A 16708-nucleotide genomic window follows, 5' to 3' on the forward strand; every position below is an offset into this window, starting at 1 on the left:
TCCCCGCTCACCCCTGATGCGTCTGCCGGAAGGCGCCGGGGGTCGCGTCGGTGAGGCGGGGGAAGAACGTGCCGAAGTAGGTGGGTTCGGGGAAGCCGAGGCGGCGGGCGATGGTCGCCACCGGTTCGTCGGTGTGGGCGAGCAGACGCCTGGCCTCCAGTGCGACACGGCCGTCGATGACGCGTTTCACGGACTGCCCGGTGGCGGCCGCGCAGGCTCGCGTGAGGGTCTTGACGGTGTAGCCGAGTCGGTGGGCGTGGTCGGCGGCGCGCCGGGTCCTGGCGCTCGGCCTCGCGCTGGCCGCGGCCGGCTGCTTCCTCGTGCCGTGCCGCCCCTGGCGCCCCGCTCCGGACCCGCCGGCCCAGTGAGCCCGGGTATCCGGGCCGCGTCATCGTTTCCTCGACGGTGATGTGCTCGCGAACTCACCTGCCGTGAAGGGCAGTTGACGTTACTCGTGGGTGACAGGAGCTGTTTGAGCCGATCTGCGACTGCATGCCGCCATGGATGTGGAGGATTCGTGACGGACTCGTGTGCGTGTCGGATGCTGGTTCGGGCTCCGGCCCGGGATCCAGCACCACCGACCAGCACACACATTCGTCGAGCCTGCCACGAGGAGTACCATGAGGAAGTTGCTCCGCCAGGGCATCATCGGCCTCTCGGCCGCCGCCTCGCTCGCGCTGTTACCCACAGCGGCAACCCCCGCCCAAGCCGCTCCGTCCGCCATCCCGTCCGGGATGACCTGGACCGTGCTCGCCCAGGGCACCGGGAACGGCACCGTCCGAGTGGGGGCGGACTCCGCGACCGACCCGTACTACGGCGACACCCCGGCCACCGCCACGCTGCCCGTGCTGTGTCTGCGCGTCACCGGCAGTGGCGTGCCCGCCGGCATCACCCCGGACTTCTACGCGGGCTGGGCTCGCGGCACCGTCGCCGCCACACCTCCGGTCCAGGGCAAGACACTGACGAGCCTCTCCGTCGCCAACAACCTCTGCGTCCAGTACTACGGCACCGGTTGGCGCATGGCCGAGTTCCACGACGGCCGCTACGGCAGCAACCTGGAGTCGAGCGGCGGCTGGTCGTTCTGGGCGCACGGGTACCTGCCCGCGAACACGCGCTTCTGGGCCACCATCAACGACCAGCCCGCCAACCCCTGGAACTGAGCAACCGCCGCCCTCCCGGCCCCGCCGGTCCGCAGGTCTGACCGCACCGTGCGGGAAGGCGTCGTCGCGACGCCTTCCCGTACGACAGCGGGTCGGTGAGCGCGGCCCGCGCCGTCGGCTCTCCCGACGATGATCCGCGCGGAACGGGCCCCGTGGGTCACGGACCCGGGCCCGGGTCCGGGTGCACGGCCTCGGTGATGCCGGCCCGGGCCGCTTCGAGTTGCGCGGCGAACGCGATGCCCAGGAACAGTGCCACGCCCGTCACGTTGGCCCACAGCAGCAGGGCGACGAACGCCGTCAGCGGCCCGTACACGGCGCCGAACGAACCGCTCTCGGCGACATACAGCGCCAGCAGCCAGGTGGCCGTGACCCACAGGACCAGGTGGACCGCCGAGCCGAACGCGAGCCAGGTGTAGCCCGGCTGGTCCCTGCGCGGGGCCCAGCGGAAGATCACCGCCGACGCGACCCAGGCGAGTGCCACGCCCAGCGGCACTTCGAGGGGCCGCCACCGATCGAGCCAGTCCTCGGACCAGCCGAGGGCCTCCACCACCGCGTTCCCCACGGCTTCCCCGGCGACGAGGACGAGGAAGCCGAGGACCATCGGCATGCCCGCCGCGAGGGCGAGCAGCAGGGCCCGCCCGTACTTGGAGAGGAACGGGCGGTCCCGTTCGATGCCGTAGATGCGGTTGGCGCCTCGTTCCACCTGCCCCATCGCCGAGGCGAGGTTGAGCACCGCGAAGGCGAGGCCCAGCCACATGGCGACGGCGTTCCACACGCCGGAGCCGGCGCTGCGGGCGGTGGCGTCGAGGGCGTCCTCGACGAGCTTCGCGCTGGCGCCCGGGACGATCCGGCCCAGGGTGAGTTCGATGATCCGCCCGACGCTCTCGGTGTGCACCGTGGTGGCCACGCCGACCAGCGCGATGGTGAACGGCACCAGGCCGAGGACCACTTGGAAGGCGAGCGAGCGGGCGTTGGTGAACCCGTCGGCGTAGCGGAAGCGGGCGAAGGCGTCGAGGAGGAGCCGACGGCCTCCGTAGTGACGCAGCGCGGTGAGCGCCTCGTCCCCGGACAGCTCCTCCCCGATCATGTCCCGGGTCTGCGGGACGTGCACGACGGTCCCCATCGCGAACGGCTCCTCCTGTCTCGTTGTCACGGCCGGACGAGAAGACGTGATCTTGCCGCCGGGAGAAACCGTACAACCGGAGGGGCGCCGCGGTCCCCGTGCCGGGTCAGCGGGGGCGTGATCCGCTCGCCAGCTCCATGTGGAAGACGTAGGCGATCAGCTGCTGCATTGTGGCGAAGGTGCGCAGGAACGCGCCGGCGCCTATCTGGAGCGGCCGTACTCCGGGGTTCTGGAGCACCCGGTAGGTCCAGTTGGAGATGGTTCCCCAGTTCTGCTGCAGGTCGACGTTCTCCTCGCCCATCTGGGCGCCGCCGGTTCCGTGGGACCTGATGTTGGTCCTGATGTTGTCGAAGACGCGGCCGAAGCGAGCGGCTTCGGACGTGGCCTGGATGATCATGACGAGCGCGTGGCTCAGGACCGACCTGCCGTTCTGGGTCAGCAGATGCGTACTGGCCCTGCCCAACTGCTGAAGGGCGTTGTCGAGTCGGGGACCGTTGATCTGGAGGTTCCGGCGGCTGCCCTGGTCGCCCGCCCCGTCGGAGAAGTCGGTGTAACTGCCGTTCCACGGGAGTGCTGTGGAGTTGACGCGCAGCAGCTCGTTGAACCTGGCGCGGCGGGACTCGTTGAAGGCGTAGTGGCCGCCGCCCGGGCCCGCCTGGTAGAAGCCCGCCAGGTACAGGTCGTTGGTCCAGAAGTACAGGGCACCCACGTAGGTGCCGTACCGGCGCACACCGGCGACGCGGAAGGTGAGCCCCTGGCGGGGCGGGTCTCCCCGACGCTACGTCCGGGCGCCCCGCCGGAATGGACTGCGGGCGCCCCGGCCCTGACCCGACAGCGCACACTCTCCCGGGTCCTCGGCGCAGACGCCGCGGTCAGTGGGACGCGCCGAGAAAGGCGGTGACCTCGTCGGCGAACCGCACGGGCGCGTCGTGGTGGACGACGTGACCGGCGGGCAGCTCGGCGAGACGGACTCCGCCGGCGCGGCGGGCTGCCATGTCGGCGGCGTGCTCGGCCGCCAGTTCGTCGCTGCGCGTTCCACGGATCAGCAGCGTGGGGCAGGACACCGCCGTCCAGTCCTCCCAGTGGTCGCCGTTGAGGGCCTTCTGGGAGGCCACGGTGTCGGCGGTGTCGAAGGAGAACCCCCAGCCCCGCTCCGTCCGCCGGAAGGAACACTCCAGATAGGGGGCCGCCGTGCCCAGAGCGTCCACCAGCGCTTCCCTGGACGGCATGACGTCGGGAAGACGGGTGGTGAACGACCAGTCGCAGTCGACGACCGCACCGATGTCCTCGACGATCAGCGCGCTCACCTTGTCCGGGTGCCGGGCCGCGAACTGGTAGGCGTTCACTCCTCCGAGGGAGTGACCGAGCACCGCCACGGGTCCGACTGCCAGCTGCCGGTGGAAGGCGGCCAGGTCGGCCACGTACTCGTCCCGCTCGTAGGTGCGGGCACGGTCGGAGTCTCCGTGCCCGCGTTGATCGAGGGCGATCACTCTCCACCGTGGCGTCAGTGCCGCGGCCAGGGGCGCGAACGCCGAGGCTTCGTTGTAATGCCCGTGCAGGGCGAGAAGCGGCGCTCCCGGACCCTCGAAGTCCAGATACGACAGCTTCCGCCCACCCACCATGAAGAACTCGCGCATGGTGCGGATGGTAGGAGACGGCACCGACAAGTCATGGCTGACCAGAGGCGCCTCGGCCCCCTTCGCGGCGGCGCGGCGCACGCGGCGCCCTGGCATGATCGGCCGCGCAGGTCTCGATGTCGGGGAGGGAGTCACCGGTGGACGTGACCGACCCAGCGCACGCCGCGCGCGTGTCCGCGTACGCGGCCGTGGGAACGCGGCTGTCCCTGTTCAGCGACCGTCGGCTGCGGGACGCGGTGGCCGCCGCGCCGAGTCTCGGGTCCGGAATCGGCGGCAGGTCGGCGGAGATGGAGGTCGAGGGGAGACGAGTCTTCGTCAAGCTGGTCCCGCTGACGGACATCGAATTACTGCCGGAGCACGTGAGGTCGACCGCGAACGTGTTCGAGCTTCCGCTCTTCTACCAGTACGGGCTGGGGTCGGCGGGTTTCGGCGCCTGGCGTGAGCTGGCCGCGCACCTCATGACGACGGGCTGGGCCCTGACGAACGCGTACGGGGGTTTCCCGCTGCTGTATCACTGGCGGGTTCTGCCGGACGGTCCCCCCGTCGGCTTCGTCGACGCGTTCGGCGGGGTCGAGGGGGCCGTGGCGCACTGGGAGGGTCCGCCGGCCGTGCGCCGTCGGCTGGAGGCCATCGGAAGGTGCACGTTCAGTCTGATGCTCTTCCTGGAGCATGTGCCCCAGACGCTCGCCGAGTGGCTCGGCGATCCGCGGGGCGCCGCACTGCCGGGGCCGGGAGGCGAGTCGCCCTACCGCTGGGTCGAGAACGCCGTGCGGCGGGGGACGGAGTTCATGAGCGCGCGCGGGATGGTCCACTTCGACGCGCACTTCCGCAATCTGCTCACCGACGGCCGACAGGTGTACTTCGCCGACTTCGGACTCGCGTCGAGCCGCGACTTCGAACTCTCGCCCGAGGAGCGTGAGTTCCTCGCGGCTCACCTCGTGTACGACCGCTCCTACGCGCCGACCCACCTGCTGCGCCACCACCTGCCGGACGATGTGCGGGGAGGCAGCGACCACACGGCCTTCCTGCGGGCATGGGTGCAGGGCCGTCGCCCCGCCGCCGTCCCGGCCGACATCGGTGCGGTCCTCGACCGTCATGCTCCGCACGCACTCGTCCTGGACGATTTCCATCACCGCCTGTTGACCGGGAGCATGCGAACTCCCTTTCCTGCGGCTGAGGTTGAGCGGGCGCTCGTCGGCTCGTCGGGGTCAGGTGAGTGAAACCCGGCCCCGGTCACGCGCCGAAGCCACCGATCGAGGCGCGCGCTCCGCCGCGGCCTGCCCGCCGCGCGGCAGGGGGCAGCCGCTTCAGGGGTGACGCCCGCCGAAGCGGAGCGGGCCCCCTCGCTTCCGGGGGCCGGGGGCGTTCCGTCCGTGCGATGTGGCACGATCGGCTCGCATGTCGTCTCTCTCACCATCGCCCTCAACGGCCTTGCGCCGTCTGCTGGTTGTTCTTCTCCTCCTGTCCGTGACGGCCGGTGCCACGGCGGCCGGAGCCGTCGCGGAGCCCGAAGCCGTCGCGGAGCCCGGGGGCGAGGCCGGGCGCCCGGTGGCGGCGACCCCCGATCGCCCGCGCTACGACGTGACCCTGCGCGGCGACGCCGACGGCTCCCACTGGAAGGGCCGGCAGCGGGTGTCGTTCCGCAACGCCGCCGAACGGCCGCTGCGTGAGGTGTACGTGCGGCTGTGGGGCAACGGCGCGGACGGGTGCGGCAAGCCGGGCAGACCGTCGCGTGTCGCAGTGACCAAGGTGCGCGGCGGCACTCCGGGCCGGCTCACCGTGAACTGCACGGCACTGCGCATCACTCTGCCGAAGCCGCTGACACGCGGGAAGCGGGCGAGCATCGCCTTCGACGTGTCCCTCACGGTGCCGGGGCGCAACGCCCGCTTCGGCCGTGAGGGCGCGTTCCGCTTCCTGGGCAACGCCCTGCCCGTCCTCGCCGTGCACGACGCGAAGGGGTGGCACCTCGACCCCCATGTGCCGATCGGCGAGAGCTACTACAGCCTGGCCGGTGACTTCCAGGTCCGCCTCGACCACCCGTCGGCCCTCAAGGTCCCCGCGACCGGCCGGACTTGGACCAGGGCCGGGGACCCCGGACGCACCGTCACCCACAGCGTCGCGCACCGGGTACGGGACTTCGCGTGGGCGTCCGGCCCGTTCCGGACGGCGACCGAGACGTCCGCCGGTGGCGTGCGCGTGAAGTCGTACTGGGCTCCGAACACGCCCGCCGCGGGGGTCCGCCTGACCCGTGAGGAAGGCGTCCGCGCCGTCGACCGGTTCAGCGAGGAGTTCGGCCGCTATCCGTACGGCGAGATCGACCTCGTGATGACCAAGGAGTTCGGCGGCGGAATGGAGTATCCCGGCCTCGTCCTCCTCGGCACCGAGAAGGAGGGCAGCGCCGTCGTCCACGAGGTGGCGCACCAGTGGTGGTACGGCATCGTCGGCAACGACGAGTACAGCGCGCCCTGGCTCGACGAGAGCTTCGCGCAGTACGCCAACGCGCGCTTCTACGGCTGGGACACCCGCGGATGCTGGTCCGACATCGAGTGGCCGGACGAGCGCACCGCGCTCACCGACTCGATGGCCCGGTGGGCCGAGCGCCGGGATCAGTACCATCTCGTCTACTCGGCCGGCTCCTGCGCGCTCGCGGACCTGGAGCGCGCCATCGGTGCCCCGGCCATGGCACGGCTCCTCAAGGGCTATGCGCGGGACCACTGGTTCGGGGTCTCCACGACCGCCGCGTTCAAGAAGGCCGCCCGCTCGGTCACCGGCAAGGATCTCGGGCCCTTCTGGAAGCAGCACCGCATCCGCTGACACCACCGGTCCGGCGCGGCGGCCGTGGCCGGCTGCCGCGCCGGACCGGGATGGGCCCCTGCGGCGCGGCAGCCTGGTGTCACGAGGGGTAGCAGTCGCGCACCGGGTCCGTCTCGCTGTAGATGGCGGTGTCCTTCATCCAGCCGTACGCGCCGTTGTCGGCGACGGTCCTGAGCCAGCGCGTCGGGTGCGGCCCGCCCACCCACGCCTGGTCGTCCAGCTTGCAGTAGAACCAGCTCGGGTTGGAGAACATCGTGCCGACGACCTGGTTGGGGTCGGGGTACAGGCGGCTGTTGCCGATCGATCCGTACACCGGGGCGCCGGAGACGTTCTGGCACCAGTACCGGTTGCCGTCCTCGTGTCGCCAGCAGTTGGACGCGGCGGACGCGGACGGCGCCACGACGGTCGTGCCGATCGCCGCGGCCAGGCCGGCGGTGGCGACAAGCCAACGAAACCTCATACGAACGTTCCTTTCCCTGTCAGGGCATGTCTCAGCGGGGCCGACCGCTGGGTGGCCCCCGGTCCCCTGCCGGGTGTGCCCTCTCGCTTCGGTCCGGTCCCGCACCGAAGCCTGCCGACCCGCAGGTCCCTTGCGCGCCCCCTTTCGGCCAGGACCGAAACCCGGAGGTAGGCGCCGCCTGCGACCGGGGGGCGCCGCTGCACCGATCATGCGCATTTTCCTCACCGCTGGTCTCCTGACAAACGGGGTGCCGCTGTACGACCCTGGGGGGACCGCCGTGCCGACCGGGCTGACCACCGGACGCGCGGGCGGTCGCAGCAGTTGATCGAGGGGGACGACGGGATGAAGACACGCCTGCTCTCCGGCGTGAACCGTGTGCCGGACCGGGGCGAGGACTGCCGGGCGGACGGAATCGGGAACGACCGCCCGCCCGAGTGACGGCCGCGCCCGGGCCGACCGCCACCGGACCACACCACGCGGAGCACCCGCTCCCGGAGGTCCGCCACCACGGCCCGTCGCCGCGCCCGCCCTGCGGGCGTGTCACCGCTGCCCGCGGTCTCCCTTTCGCACGGGGCCGGGCAGCCCACCTCCTCGAGGACACACCTGACTTCTCGTGTGTCCCGGCGCCGACCATCACACCGGGGAAACAAGGTGCTGCGCATCCACTTCACCGACAGGGACCTGGCCCGCGTCCATCTGGCGCGGGAGCCCGACCCTGTCTGGGAGACCCTGCTGGGTCTGCACCAGCTGACCGCGCCACGACGCGGACTGCCGGTCTTCGCCCCTTGGCGGCGCGATGCCCGCGCCCGCCTGGCCGACAGACGTCTGGTGGGGCCGGTGCGGATGCTGTCCGCCCTGGCCCCCGCCTCGGCGGGCTACTGGCCCGACTTCCTGACCCCCGGCGCGTCGGCCGACGGCCTGGACGCCGCGCTGGAGGCCCTGCGGGCCACGCCCAAGCCGCAGTTGCGGCAGGAGATGGACCGGCTGGCGCGGACGCACCCGCTGCCGCGCTGGGCACACCGTCTCGCCGGGGGCGAGGCGCACCGGGTGGAGGAGGTCGCGACGGCGTTCCGTCTGGTGCACCGCACGATCATCATGCCGGACTGGACCGGGGCGGCCGGGACCACGGAGGCCGACCGGGCGCTGCGGACACGCGTCCTGCGCGATCGCGGTGTGGAGGGGCTGCTGGACTCCTTCCGCCCGCTGATGGACTGGCGGCCGCCCGTCCTGCACGTGCGCTACCCGGAGGACCGGGACCTCCACCTCGGTGGGCGCGGTCTGCGGCTCATCCCCTCCCACTTCTGCTGGAGGACCCCCATCGCCCTGGCCGACCCCTCCTTGCCGCAGGTCCTGGCCTACCCCGTCACCCATCCCCCGGCATGGGCGCCGCCCGCCACCCGCGAGCGGCGCCCGGAAGCCCTGGCCACTCTGCTCGGCCGGACCCGCGCCCGTGTGCTGGCCGCCCTGGACACCACCGCGACCACCGGGGAGGTCGCCCAGTACCTCGGTATCTCCGCGCCCTCGGCGAGCGAGCACATCACGGCCCTGCGCGAGGTCAGCCTCGTGCACAGCCGACGCACCGGCTCCCAGGTCGTCCACACGCTCACCCCGCTGGGCACGGCGCTGCTCCGCGGCGAACTCCCGCCGCACGCGACGGCGTCCTGAGTCAGGTGGTGACCGGCCGGAACGTCCAGAGCAGGTTGTTGTGCTGCAGCCACGTCCACTGCTTGGCCGGGGCTCCCGCCGCGACCATGCCGCCACCGTCGAGGACCATTCCCGTGCTGCGGTTGGCGATCGAGTACTGCCCCTGACCGCGGTGGGTGATCTGCCACTGCTGGGTGGTGCCGCCCTCCCACGCCTTCTGCCGGACCGGGTCACCGTTGCCGGTGGCGCCCCAGCCGTCGGCGACCATGCCGTTGGCACGGTTGACGAGCCTGTAGTAGCCGTTCCCCAGTTCGATCGCCTGCCACTGGACGTTGGCATGGTCGATGGGCTCCCACTGCTTCAGGTTCGAGCCGCTGGTGGAACTGCCGCCGCTGTCCAGCACCAGGCCGCTCGTGACGTTCCCCAGGCGGAAGTACCTGGCCGGGTTGAACGTCACCTTCAGGGAGGCGATGGCGTCGTTGTTGCCGGAGTTCCGGAGATCGGCGGCGTTCGAGGTGAACGTCCAGGCGGTGCCGGAGAAGTTGTCGCCGGAGTAGCCGGTCACCTGGTAGCCGTCGGGCACCAGGAGGGAGGAGGCCATGGCGGGCCCCAGACCGGCGGCGGACAGCTGGGCGGAGGTGTAGCTGCCCAGGGCGAGCACGGCCCGGCTTCCCTGGTAGTCGACGTTCTGGAACACCGTCGGTGAGGCCGCCGTGGGCATGCCCTGGACCTCGACGCACACCACGGAGACGTTGGCGTTCGGCGCGCCGGCCGGCACGGTGACGTTGATCTGGTCTGTGACCGTGTACGACAGCGAGGCCGAGGGGTTGTTCAGCAGATAGACGCGGCTGATCGTGTTGTCGATCCTCGGGATCCTCAGCTGGCCGTTGGTGGGCCAGGTGAAGACATGGGCGAACAGCTTGCCGTTCTTCTTGGTGACCTTCCCCCAGGCCGGTTCGGTGAGGAACGGGCTGCCGCTCGTGCCGTGGATGCTGTCGCTGTACGTCGACATCCATGAGGCGAGGCCGTTCAGGACGGTCTGCGATCCGGCGGTGACCGAACCGTCGCCCTTGGGACCGATGTTCAGCAGGAGGTTGCCGTCGCGGGAGACGACCGTGACGAGTTCCTGGACGATGTCCTTCACGGGACGGTAGGAGTTCTCACTCCCCGCGTTGTACCCCCAGGCGCCGTTCATGGTGGCGCACCGCTCCCACGGCCGGCCCATCGGCTCGGCCGGTATGCCGAACTCCGCGACCGAGTAGTCGCCGAGACGGTGGTCCCGCTTGACGCGTTCGTTGACGATCAGGCCGGGCTTGCGGGCGATCAGCCAGTTGTAGAGGTCGACGCCGTCGGACTGCAGCCACCAGTTCTCCAGGGTGGGGCTGGAGGGCTCGCCGAACCAGTCGCCGTCGAACCACAACAGCGCCGGGTCGTAGCGGTCCAGCAGTTCCTGGAGCTGCGCCTTCAGGTCGGCGATGTACGCGGTGCGGGCGGTCTGCGACGACATGGTCGTGAGGCCGTTGTCGTGGCGGTCGGTCTGGGAAGGGTGGTTCCAGTCGAGGATCGAGTAATAGAGGCAGAACTTGATCCCGCGGCTCTCGCACTCGGTCTTGAGGCTCATGAGCGGGTCGGACTGGATGCCGTTGTAGTCGCGGATGTTGTACAGCTTGGTGCCGGTGGTGTCGGTGAAGCCCGCCACGTCGGAGTTCCACATCGCGAAGCCCTCGTGGTGCTTGGCGGTGATCACGAGGTACTTCATGCCGGCGTTCTTGGCCAGTTCGGCGATGGTGGCGGCGTTGAACTGCGACGGGTTGAAGTTCTGGGTGACCTGGGTCTGGTAGTTCGCCTTGGTCCACTGCTGGGTGGTGAACGCCCACTCGCCCTGGCCGAGCTGGGAGTAGGACCCGAAGTGGATGAACATCCCGAACCGGGCCTGGTACCACCAGTCCATCTTCGAGGGGACGGTGTACGCCTCGGCGGTGGCGGGCCACAGGGCCTGCGGCAGCCCGAAGGCCGCCACTCCCCCGGCGAGCGCGGCGGCCTTCATCAGAGAGCGTCTGCTGAGGGGGGTGGAGGACATGGCGCGGCTCCATGTGTCAGGGGGAGGAATGGCAGAGCGAGGGGAGCGGAGCAGCGGCACGACATGGCGGCCACACTCCGTGCCCTCCCACGAAGACATCGGATGGATTTATAGGAGACCGGGCAGGGTCACGTCTATAGCTCGGACGACAATTGAACCAAGCTCCCTGGAAACGCGTGGTAGTCCGTAGGGAGACATGAGCCCAGAGGCCGCTCCCCCTCCGAGGGGCGGACTATACGTAGGACCTATCGCCGGGAAGGTGGAGCGGCTGCCGACAGGAACCGGCGGGGCGGGAGCCGAGCCGCTCGGCGGTGCTCGGTGCGGCCGGGGGTACTGTGACGGCACCGACGGCGAGGCGGGTGGTGGGTATGGAGTGGCGGGAGTACGCGGAGCAGATGGCTCTGCTCGCGCGGAATCTGCTGGCCCAGGAGTCGGTCCAGGCGACGCTGGACGAGATCGCGGCGTCGGCGGTGAAGCTGATAGACGGCTGTGACGCGGCAGGGATCCTCGCCGTGCGCAAGGGCCGGGCCGTGACCCTGGCCGCCTGCGGGGACATGGTGCAGGAGTGCGACCGGCTGCAGGGCGAGCTGGGCGAGGGGCCGTGTTTCGACCTCGCCCGACGGAAGGACGGCGAGCGTCTGTACCGGATGGCGGACCTGACCCGGCCCGAGCCCGCCTGGGAGCGGTTCGCGACCCACGCCCGCGAGCTGGGCGTCGGCAGCATGACCGGTGTGCTGCTCTACACCAGCGACGAGGATTTCGGCGCCCTCAACCTGTACTCCCGCCGGCCCGGCGCGTTCGGCCAGGACATCGAGACCGCCGGGTGGCTGCTGGCCTCCCACGCCGCGGTCGCCCTGGCCGACGCCCGCACCATCGACCAGCTCGAACACGCCCTGGAGACGCGGCACGCCATCGGCGAGGCCATGGGGATGCTCATGGAGCGCCACCGGTTGAGCCAGGACGAGGCGTTCAACGTGCTTCGCCGTATCTCCCAGCACCACAACATCAAGCTGCGGGACGTCGCCCAGCGGGTGCGCGACGAGCACACCGACCAGAAGTGACCGGCCCGGCCGGGCTCGGGCGGGCCGGCCACCGCGTTCAGCGCATGTCCTGGTCGTCCAGCAACTCCTCCAGACGCGCGAGGTCGTCGTGGGCCGCGTCCCGTTCCCCAGCGGTGAGGTGGACCGCCACGGCCTCGGAGAGCGCGGAGACCGCCCTCTCCTCGTCACCGAGGCGTCTGGCGGCATCGGCGCGCAGCACCAGCAGGCGCAGCAGTTGCACAGGGGTGGGCCGTTCGTCGGTACGGCCGAGGGCCTGGTCGAGCACCTTGGCGGCCGCCGCCGGGTCCTCCCGGGAGTCCGCGAACAGCGACGCGTAGTGCAGGGCCCGGGCGAAGGTCTCCTCGGGCGCGGGCCGGTGGTGCCGGTCCTCGCTGATCGGCTGGCCGACGCGGACACAGTTGCCGCCCGGATCGGTCATGAGGAACTGCCGCATGCCGTGCGAGGCGTCCCGCAGCGCCCCGATGCGCGGCAGTCCGCGACTCGGGACCCTTCCGTACGCGGCCTTGAGTCCGGCCCGAAAGGCGCGGTGCAGCCCGTCGACGTCATCGGTGCGGACGTAGCAGGTGCTGAACGATCGGGTCGGGTCGTAGTGCTTCATCCCGAAGAACTGCAGCTGGATGCCGCCGCGTTCGACCACGGCGTAGGGGTTGGGGCTCGCCTGCCGGAACGTCACGTCGAACCCGAGGGCGGTGTAGAAGTCGAGGACGGGCTGAAGGGTGCGGCACGGGAGTATCGGAATCGTCGTCTCGGTCACGCCCTCACTCTAGTCAAACTTGACTAGAGTGAGGGCGGTGAAGAGGGAACAAGCCCGTCGGTCGGCTGACGCCGCCGGGGGCATCACCCCGGCGGCGTCAGCGGTCGGTCAGCGGCCACTCAGCAGCGTTCAGCAGCCGTTCAGCGGGCGGCGAGGAGGTCGAGCGTGTCGATCACACGGTTCGAGAAGCCCCACTCGTTGTCGTACCAGGCGACGACCTTGATGTGGCGGCCGTCGACGCGGGTGAGGGCCGAGTCGAAGATCGACGACGCGGGGTTGCCCGTGATGTCGGACGACACGAGCGGGTCCTCCGAGTACTCGAGGATGCCGGCGAGCGGCCCCTCCGCCGCGGCGCGGTACGCCGCGAGCACGTCGTCGCGCGTCACGTCGCGGGCGACGGTCGTGTTGAGTTCGACGATCGAGCCGACCGGCACCGGTACGCGGATCGAGTCGCCCGACAGCTTGCCGTCGAGGTTCGGCAGCACCAGACCGATCGCCTTGGCGGCGCCGGTCGTGGTCGGCACGATGTTGACGCCGGCGGCGCGGGCGCGACGGGCGTCGCGATGCGGACCGTCCTGGAGGTTCTGCTCCTGCGTGTAGGCGTGCACCGTCGTCATGAACCCGTGCTCGATACCGGCGAGTTGGTCGAGGACCGCGGCCAGCGGGGCGAGCGCGTTGGTGGTGCAGGACGCGTTCGAGACGATCGTGTGCACGTCCGGGTCGTAGGCGTCGGTGTTGACCCCGAACGCGAGGGTGACGTCCGCGCCGTCCGACGGGGCGCTGACGAGCACCTTCCTCGCGCCCGCGTCGAGGTGGGCGCGGGCGGCCTTCGCCGAAGTGAAGCGGCCGGTGGCCTCCAGGACGATGTCGACGCCGAGTTCGGCCCACGGGAGCTGCGCCGGCTCGCGCTCGGCCAGCACCGTGATCCGGCGGCCGTCGACGACGAGGACGTTGCCGTCGACGGTCACCGGCCGCCCGAGCCGGCCGGCCGTGCTGTCGTACGCGAGCAGCCGGGCGAGAGTGGCGGGCTCGGTCAGGTCGTTGACGGCGACGACCTCGAGGGCGCTGTCGCGCTCCAGCAGTGCGCGCAGCACGTTGCGTCCGATGCGGCCGAAACCGTTGATGGCGATGCGAGTCATGAGTGAGGTCCCTTCCCTTCGCCACCAGGCTCGCCTGCCGGCAGGGCCACTGACAGTGGCGGTATCGCCATGGTTCAAAAGGATCCCGCCAGGCGGGTTCCGGGCGGGGAGCGTCCCCCTGGGCAGGTCAGTCGTCCCAGGTGGGAGGCGGGCTCTGGGCGAGGGGCGGCCCCCGGCGGGCAGGTCACTCACCCCCGGCGGCGGTCTGCGCGCCCCAGGCGGCTCACTCGCCCCGCGTGAACGTGCGCCGATATTCGCTCGGTGTGGTGCCGAGGATGCGCTGGAAGTGCAGACGCAGGTTGGCGCCGGTGCCGAGCCCGACGTCGGCGGCGATCTGTTCGACGCTGCGCTCCGAGCGTTCGAGCAGTTCGCGGGCCAGGTCGATACGGGCGCGCATCACCCACTGCATCGGCGTGTAGCCGGTCTCCTCGACGAAGCGTCGGGAGAACGTGCGTGGCGAGACCCCCGCCTGGCGGGCCAGCAGGTCGAGGGTGAGGGGATCGCCGAGCCGGTGCAGCGCCCATTCGCGGGTGGCGGCGAAGCGTTCGCCGAGCGGCTCGGGGACGCTGCGCGGCACGTACTGGGCCTGGCCGCCACTGCGGTAGGGGGCCGCGACCAGCCTCCGGGCCGCGTGGTTGGACGCGGCCACTCCGAGGTCGCCGCGCAGGATGTGCAGGCACAGGTCGATGCCGGAGGCGGCGCCCGCCGAGGTGAGCACGCTGCCCTCGTCGACGAACAGCACGTTCTCGTCGACCTGGACGAGCGGGTGCCGGGCCATGAGCGCCCGTGTGTAGTGCCAGTGCGTCGTGGCGCGCTTGCCGTCGAGCAGGCCCGTGGCGGCGAGTGCGAAGGCGCCGGTCGAGATGGCGGCGAGCCGCGCGCCCCTCGCGTGGGCGGCGATCAGTGCGTCCACGACGGCCCGCGGCGGGTCCTCGCGGTCCGGGAACCGGTAGCCGGGGACGAAGACGATGTCGGCCCACGCCAGGGCGTCGAGGCCGTGGTCGACGTGGTACGCGAGGCCGTCGCCACCGGTCACGAGGCCGGGTGTCGCCCCGCACACCCGCACCTCGTACGGCATGCTCGCGCGCGTCGTGAAGACCTGCGCGGGGATTCCGACGTCGAGCGGCTTCGCGCCCTCGAGCACGAGGACGGCGACGCGATGCAGGCGGGAGGCTGACACGGGATGAGGTTACGTGGGGCGCGCCGCCGGTGGACCCAGCTGGCCGCCCTGTCCAACGCCTGGAACGCCGTCGTGATCTGGGCACTGCGCGACGGCCCCAGACGTCCGGTCGAATTACGCGAGCGGATCGGCGGGATCAGCTCCAAGGTCCTCACCGAGACACTGCGGCGCTTGCAGTCCAACGGACTGGTGGACCGGGAGGCACACCCCGGAGCGCCACCACGCGTTGAGTACCGACTCACCGCCCTGGGGCGGACTTTGCTCGCACCCATCGACGCTGTCGGAGCATGGGCCGTCGAGCATGGCGATGAGGTCATGGCTGCACAGGAAGCCGAATGCACCGGGGCACAAGGGGGCACCGTACGCGCGGCCCCGGCGAGAGTCTCCAGGTCACGGAGTTCTGACGTGCTCCTGCTGCGGGGGCGAGGAAGTTGCGGCGCCGAAAGCCGATGTTCGAACTTCCCGAGGCCGCGCCCGCCCGCTGTCGGGGGCGGGCGGACTCGGATGGGTCAGCCGGCTTCCATCGGGTACGTCGAGATGATCTGTCCCTTGGTGTTCGCCTTGAGGTAGCCGCCGCCGTAGTCGTTGGCGAGGTAGACGCTCATGGTCGGCTCGTCGTCGAAGACGCCGGGCGGGCTGATGACGAGGTAGCGGGACGTGGGGTTGTCGACGCCGAGGGTCTTGTCGGCCTTGCGGAACAGCCCGGGTACGGCGTCCCACGCGAAGTCGTCCAGGTCGGCGGGGCCGTCCCCGCTGGTGATCGTGCCGCCGGGGCCGTCCTTGACCGCGACGTCGCCACCCCGGTAGCTGAAGCTGTCGTACAGCTTCTCCTTGCCCTTCACGGGCGCCTCGGCCAGCGCGTACTCGGGGTAGACGACGTACCGGGTGACCTTCGAACCGCCCATGACCGCCCTGAACTTGGCGGCGGTGGACCGCAGGCCCTCCTCGGTGAGGAGGTCGCCGGTCTTCTTCGAGGTGCCGTCGTCCGCGGCGTCGGACTTCTCGTCGTCCTTGGTGGCGTCCGCCGACGCCGTGGCACCTGCCCCCCTGTCCGCGGTGGGGGAGGTCGCCGACGCCCTGGGCTCCTTCACGTCGTCACCGGAGTCGGGCAGCAGCGTCCACACCAGGACGCCCGTGAGTGCCGTCGCGGCGACGGACGTCACGACGGCCAGCACGGGGCGTCGCCGTGGAGGGCTGCCGCCCCCCGTCACCTTGGTGGCGGGCTGGGGCACGACGCCGAGGTCGGGAACGGCGGGCCCGCCCTGGCCCGTCGGGCGCCACGGCGAGGCGCCCCCGGCGGTCGGCGACCCCGCTCCCCGCGCCCCGGAGGTGGGGAATCCCACCGGTCCGGAGTGACCCGTTCCCAGGGGCCCCGTCCCGGAGGTGCCCGTTCCAGAGGGTCCCGTTCCGGGCGGCGGCGGGAGCCGGTACGACGTGGCGGACGGGTCCGCGGGCGGCGGCGGACCGAACGACGGGGGCGGGCCGAAGCCCGGGGCCGGGCCGAAGGCGGGGGCGGCGTCGGCCGGTGTGCCGCCGGTCGCCGGGGGCGCGGCCTGTCCCGCCGCGACGGCGAGCATGCGGTCCACCTCCCCCGCGCCGGGCGGCGCGAGCGGGTCCTTGACGAGCAGCGCGGTCAGTACGCCGGTCAGCGGGCCG

13 protein-coding genes and 3 pseudogenes are annotated in these 16708 nt (G+C 71.3%); 6 read left to right on the top strand and 10 right to left on the bottom strand.

Translation table 11 applies throughout. The annotated features are described in order from the left end of the window. Positions 1–7: 7 nt before the first annotated feature. Positions 8–292, bottom strand: a pseudogene (locus AOK23_RS07490) (helix-turn-helix transcriptional regulator); the annotation flags it as partial. A gap of 328 nt (positions 293–620) precedes the next feature. Here AOK23_RS07490 and AOK23_RS07495 point away from each other — a divergent pair. Then, positions 621–1160: a hypothetical protein gene (locus tag AOK23_RS07495; RefSeq protein WP_055711962.1), complete on the top strand. Its 540-nt coding sequence runs from the start codon at positions 621–623 to the stop codon at positions 1158–1160. Between the two features lie 157 nt (positions 1161–1317). On the opposite strand, the gene AOK23_RS07500 is transcribed toward AOK23_RS07495, so the two are convergent. From AOK23_RS07500 to AOK23_RS07510, 3 genes are all read right to left on the bottom strand, one after another. Next, positions 1318–2283: a YihY/virulence factor BrkB family protein gene (locus AOK23_RS07500; RefSeq protein ID WP_055711963.1), complete on the bottom strand. Its 966-nt coding sequence runs from the start codon at positions 2281–2283 to the stop codon at positions 1318–1320. A gap of 106 nt (positions 2284–2389) precedes the next feature. Further along, a complete protein-coding gene (locus tag AOK23_RS07505) occupies positions 2390–2992 on the bottom strand; it encodes a ribosome-inactivating family protein (RefSeq protein WP_157877965.1) in 603 nt (200 codons plus the stop codon). 163 nt (positions 2993–3155) lie between these two features. Beyond that, positions 3156–3920, bottom strand: a complete 765-nt coding sequence (locus AOK23_RS07510) for an alpha/beta fold hydrolase (protein WP_055711965.1) — start codon at positions 3918–3920, stop codon at positions 3156–3158. Between the two features lie 116 nt (positions 3921–4036). Between AOK23_RS07510 and AOK23_RS07515 the strand changes: the two genes are divergently transcribed. Further along, positions 4037–5140 carry a protein kinase family protein gene (locus tag AOK23_RS07515; protein ID WP_206336141.1) on the top strand — a complete coding sequence of 368 codons (1104 nt, stop codon included), beginning with the start codon at positions 4037–4039 and terminating at the stop codon, positions 5138–5140. Between the two features lie 178 nt (positions 5141–5318). Continuing rightward, on the top strand, positions 5319–6734 hold the full coding sequence (locus AOK23_RS07520; RefSeq protein WP_055711967.1) for a M1 family metallopeptidase: 1416 nt from the start codon (positions 5319–5321) through the stop codon (positions 6732–6734). Between the two features lie 79 nt (positions 6735–6813). Here AOK23_RS07520 and AOK23_RS07525 read toward each other — a convergent pair whose 3' ends face one another. After that, positions 6814–7194: a hypothetical protein gene (locus AOK23_RS07525; protein ID WP_055711968.1), complete on the bottom strand. Its 381-nt coding sequence runs from the start codon at positions 7192–7194 to the stop codon at positions 6814–6816. Between the two features lie 651 nt (positions 7195–7845). Between AOK23_RS07525 and AOK23_RS07530 the strand changes: the two genes are divergently transcribed. Next, positions 7846–8859, top strand: coding sequence for an ArsR/SmtB family transcription factor (locus AOK23_RS07530; protein WP_055711969.1), 1014 nt, complete (start codon positions 7846–7848; stop codon positions 8857–8859). Between the two features lies 1 nt (position 8860). Here AOK23_RS07530 and AOK23_RS07535 read toward each other — a convergent pair whose 3' ends face one another. Continuing rightward, positions 8861–10918 (bottom strand): alpha-L-fucosidase, encoded by a 2058-nt coding sequence (locus tag AOK23_RS07535; RefSeq protein WP_055711970.1) that lies wholly within the window; start codon positions 10916–10918, stop codon positions 8861–8863. Positions 10919–11286: 368 nt separating this feature from the next. Here AOK23_RS07535 and AOK23_RS07540 point away from each other — a divergent pair, with 368 nt between their 5' ends. Beyond that, positions 11287–11979, top strand: a complete 693-nt coding sequence (locus tag AOK23_RS07540) for a GAF and ANTAR domain-containing protein (protein WP_055711971.1) — start codon at positions 11287–11289, stop codon at positions 11977–11979. Positions 11980–12016: 37 nt separating this feature from the next. On the opposite strand, the gene AOK23_RS07545 is transcribed toward AOK23_RS07540, so the two are convergent. The 3 genes from AOK23_RS07545 to AOK23_RS07555 all read right to left on the bottom strand — a co-directional run bounded on the left by AOK23_RS07545 (position 12017) and on the right by AOK23_RS07555 (position 15052). Then, positions 12017–12733, bottom strand: a complete 717-nt coding sequence (locus AOK23_RS07545) for a bleomycin resistance protein (protein WP_055711972.1) — start codon at positions 12731–12733, stop codon at positions 12017–12019. Positions 12734–12873: 140 nt separating this feature from the next. Then, positions 12874–13872: a type I glyceraldehyde-3-phosphate dehydrogenase gene (gap, locus tag AOK23_RS07550; protein ID WP_055711973.1), complete on the bottom strand. Its 999-nt coding sequence runs from the start codon at positions 13870–13872 to the stop codon at positions 12874–12876. A 223-nt stretch (positions 13873–14095) separates the two neighbouring features. Continuing rightward, entirely contained in the window at positions 14096–15052 is a 957-nt protein-coding gene (locus tag AOK23_RS07555) for a GlxA family transcriptional regulator (RefSeq protein WP_055711974.1), read from the bottom strand. 3 nt (positions 15053–15055) lie between these two features. Between AOK23_RS07555 and AOK23_RS44615 the strand changes: the two are divergent. Next, positions 15056–15394 (top strand): annotated as a pseudogene (locus AOK23_RS44615) (winged helix-turn-helix transcriptional regulator); the annotation flags it as partial. Between the two features lie 167 nt (positions 15395–15561). On the opposite strand, the pseudogene AOK23_RS07560 reads toward AOK23_RS44615, so the two are convergent. Next, positions 15562–16708: pseudogene (locus AOK23_RS07560) on the bottom strand (serine/threonine protein kinase); the annotation flags it as partial.

The organism is Streptomyces torulosus (assembly GCF_001419765.1).
Taxonomy (GTDB): domain Bacteria; phylum Actinomycetota; class Actinomycetes; order Streptomycetales; family Streptomycetaceae; genus Streptomyces; species Streptomyces torulosus.

Coding starts and splice junctions, on each gene's coding strand:
- AOK23_RS07500 (WP_055711963.1), bottom strand. CDS start 2,283: ATGGGGACCGTCGTGCACGTCCCGCAGACCCGGGACATGATCGGGGAG.
- AOK23_RS07510 (WP_055711965.1), bottom strand. CDS start 3,920: ATGCGCGAGTTCTTCATGGTGGGTGGGCGGAAGCTGTCGTATCTGGAC.
- AOK23_RS07525 (WP_055711968.1), bottom strand. CDS start 7,194: ATGAGGTTTCGTTGGCTTGTCGCCACCGCCGGCCTGGCCGCGGCGATC.
- gap (WP_055711973.1), bottom strand. CDS start 13,872: ATGACTCGCATCGCCATCAACGGTTTCGGCCGCATCGGACGCAACGTG.
- AOK23_RS07515 (WP_206336141.1), top strand. CDS start 4,037: ATGTCGGGGAGGGAGTCACCGGTGGACGTGACCGACCCAGCGCACGCC.
- AOK23_RS07520 (WP_055711967.1), top strand. CDS start 5,319: ATGTCGTCTCTCTCACCATCGCCCTCAACGGCCTTGCGCCGTCTGCTG.
- AOK23_RS07540 (WP_055711971.1), top strand. CDS start 11,287: ATGGAGTGGCGGGAGTACGCGGAGCAGATGGCTCTGCTCGCGCGGAAT.
- AOK23_RS07535 (WP_055711970.1), bottom strand. CDS start 10,918: ATGTCCTCCACCCCCCTCAGCAGACGCTCTCTGATGAAGGCCGCCGCG.
- AOK23_RS07495 (WP_055711962.1), top strand. CDS start 621: ATGAGGAAGTTGCTCCGCCAGGGCATCATCGGCCTCTCGGCCGCCGCC.